The sequence below is a fragment of the Duganella vulcania genome, assembly GCF_009857655.1.
Taxonomy (GTDB): domain Bacteria; phylum Pseudomonadota; class Gammaproteobacteria; order Burkholderiales; family Burkholderiaceae_D; genus Rugamonas; species Rugamonas vulcania.
The window spans coordinates 1-2,613 of sequence record NZ_WWCX01000215.1 but is presented as its reverse complement, the minus strand read 5'-3'; the positions used below and the strand labels follow the sequence as shown (position 1 = coordinate 2,613).

2 protein-coding genes are annotated in these 2,613 nt (G+C 73.7%); both read right to left on the bottom strand.

All coding sequences use genetic code 11. From position 1 onward, the window contains the following. The coding region (locus GTP90_RS37495; protein WP_161087881.1) for a sugar transferase at positions 1-1,180 on the bottom strand (1,180 nt) is incomplete at its 3' end. Continuing rightward, on the bottom strand, positions 1,174-2,394 hold the full coding sequence (locus GTP90_RS35360; protein ID WP_161087882.1) for a DegT/DnrJ/EryC1/StrS family aminotransferase: 1,221 nt from the start codon (positions 2,392-2,394) through the stop codon (positions 1,174-1,176). The genes GTP90_RS37495 and GTP90_RS35360, both read right to left, overlap by 7 nt. Between the last annotated feature and the right edge of the window lie 219 nt (positions 2,395-2,613).

Genomic DNA, 2,613 nt, shown 5'->3' with positions numbered 1-2,613 from the left:
CGCCCACGCGCACGCGCACGGCCGCGCCGCGCGCGCCCAGCATCAGCAGCGGGAACAGCGCGTAATACCAGGTTTCGTTGGCCAGGCTCCACAGCGGGAAGTTGCCGCCGAACGCGGGCACGGCCAGCGTCTGCACGCCGGCCAGGTTGCCCAGCAGGGTGAGCAGCGACCACGGCTGGCCGCCGCCGACATCGGCGCTGGCGGCCAGCGTGCCGTCGGCCAGGCCGAGCAGCAGCATCAGCGCGAAGGCCGGCAGCAGCACGATCCACAGCCGGGTCAGGCGGTCGATGCCGTAGTCGCGCAGCGCGTGCGGGTGGCCGTAGCGGTCAAGCAGGCTGCCGCCGACCAGCCAGCCGCTCAACACGAAGAACAACACCACCGCCAGCTGCGCGAAGCCGGTCGCGAACGCCAGCGCCTGGTACCACAGCGGCGGATGCTCCAGCGTGCGCAGGCTTGGGAACACCTGCGCGCGCAGATGGGCGGCCGCCACCTGCAGCGCCGCCAGGCCACGCAGCAGCGCGATCCACGGCGACGGGTGGTCGCGCGGCGTCAGGCGGCTGTGCGCCAGCAGGCGCAGGCGCGCGGCCGGCGCCAGCAGCACCGCCAGCGTGCAGAACACGATGCGCAGGTCGCCGCCGAAGCTGCGCTCGCGCACGTAGCGCAGGTAGTATTCCAGCTTGATGGGCAGCACCTGCTGCAGGTAGGCCTGCTCGGGGTCGGCTGCGCGGCGCAGGATCTCGCCTTCGTCGCGGAAGCGGATCGCGGCCCAGTCGGTGATGCCGGGCGGGACCGACAGCACCAGCGCGCGCGCGGCCGGCGGATAGTGGGCCACGTAGCGCGGCACTTCGGGGCGCGGGCCGACCAGGCTCATCTGGCCGAGCAGCACGTTGAACAGCTGCGGCAGCTCGTCGAGCTTGTGCCGCCGCAGCAGGCGGCCGGCGCGGGTGGCGCGGGCGTCGTCGGCCAGCGAGAGCTGGCCGGCTTCCTCGGCCGAGGGCGCCATCGTGCGGAACTTGCAGATGTCGAAGGGGCGGCCGTGGCGGCCCACGCGGCGCTGGCGGAACAGCACCGGGCCGGGCGAGTCGCACTTGATCCACACGGCCAGCAGCAGCAACAGCGGCGCCAGCAGCACCAGCCCGGCCAGCGCGGCAGCCACGTCGAACAGGCGTTTGGCTAACATAGCAGCTCCCTGAGCGCGGTGATCACGCGGGCCTGGTCGGCGTCGCGCATGCGGGTGTATAGCGGCAGGGTCAGCAGTGTCGGCCAGCTGGCCTCGGCCTGCGGGAACTCGTCCGGTTGCAGCCGGTAGCGCTCGCGCCAGTAGGGCTGGCGGTGCAGCGGGATGTAGTGCACGCTGGTGCCGATGCCGCGCTCGGCCAGCAGTTCGATCAGGCGCTCGCGCGCCAGCGGGGCGTCGGCGCGCAGGCGCACCGGGTACAGGTGCCACGCGTGCTGGCTGCCGGGGCCGGCGTCCGGCGGCAACCGCAGTGGCAGGCCGGCCAGGCCCTCGCGATAACCGCGCGCCAGGTGCTGGCGGCGTTCCAGGAAGCGGCCGATCTTGCGCAGCTGCTGGCGGCCGATGGCGGCGGCGACGTCGCCCAGGTTGTATTTGTAGCCGGGCGCGACCACCTGGTAGAACCAGGCCGGGCGGCGCGAGGTGTAGCGCTCGAACGCGTCCTCGCTGATGCCGTGCAGGCGCATGGCGCGCGCGCGGCGGCACAGCGCGGGGTCGCGGCTGACCAGCATGCCGCCTTCGCCGGTGGTGATGGTCTTGTTGGCGTAGAAGCTGAACACGGTGGCGTCGCTGTCGAGCGTGCCGACCAGGCGGCCGTTGTGGATGGTGGGGAAGGCGTGGGCGGCGTCCTCCACCACGCGCAGGCCGTGGGCGCGCGCCAGCGCCAGGATGGCGTCCATGTCGCAGGCCAGGCCGCCGTAGTGCACCGGCAGGATGGCGCGGGTGCGCGGCGTGATCGCGGCTGCGGCGGCGGCCACGCTGATGCACAGGGTGGCGTCGTCGATGTCCACGCACACCGGGTCGGCGCCCAGGTAGCGCACCACTTCGGCGGTGGCGGTGAAGGTCATGGTCGGCACCAGCACCTCGTCGCCCGGGCCGATGCCCAGCGCCTCCAGCGCCAGGTGCAGGCCGGCGGTGGCGGAGTTGACCGCGATGGCCTCGACGCCGCCGCCGAGGTAGGCCGCGAATTCCTGCTCGAACTGGCGGCAGACCGGGCCGCTGGTGATCCAGCCCGAGCGCAGGCATTCAAGGACGGCCTCGGCTTCCTCGGGCCCGAGGTCGGGCACGGCGAACGGCAGGAAGCCGTCGTCGGGCGACTTGGTGGGCGGCGTCGGGGCGGGCGCGCACGGGCCGGGTGCCGATGGGGTGGCTGCGGGCATCACCGGTGTGGCTTGGGCGGGTGCGGATGGCGCCGGTGCGCACAGCGCGGTCGCGGACAGCGCGGGTGCGCACGTCGCGGGCGCAGGCATGGCGGGGGCGTGCAAGGGGCGGGACGGGGTCATCATGGTCTCCTCGGTGATGGGCGCTTCACGCGGGCGCGGCGCAGGCGGCCAGGAAGCGGCGCGCCAGGATGCGGTAGTCCAGCCGGTCGCGCGCGT

Bases quoted from the DNA above. Each gene is read 5' to 3' on its own strand.
- GTP90_RS35360 (WP_161087882.1), bottom strand. From the start codon at position 2,394: ATGCCCGCAGCCACCCCATCGGCACCCGGCCCGTGCGCGCCCGCCCCG.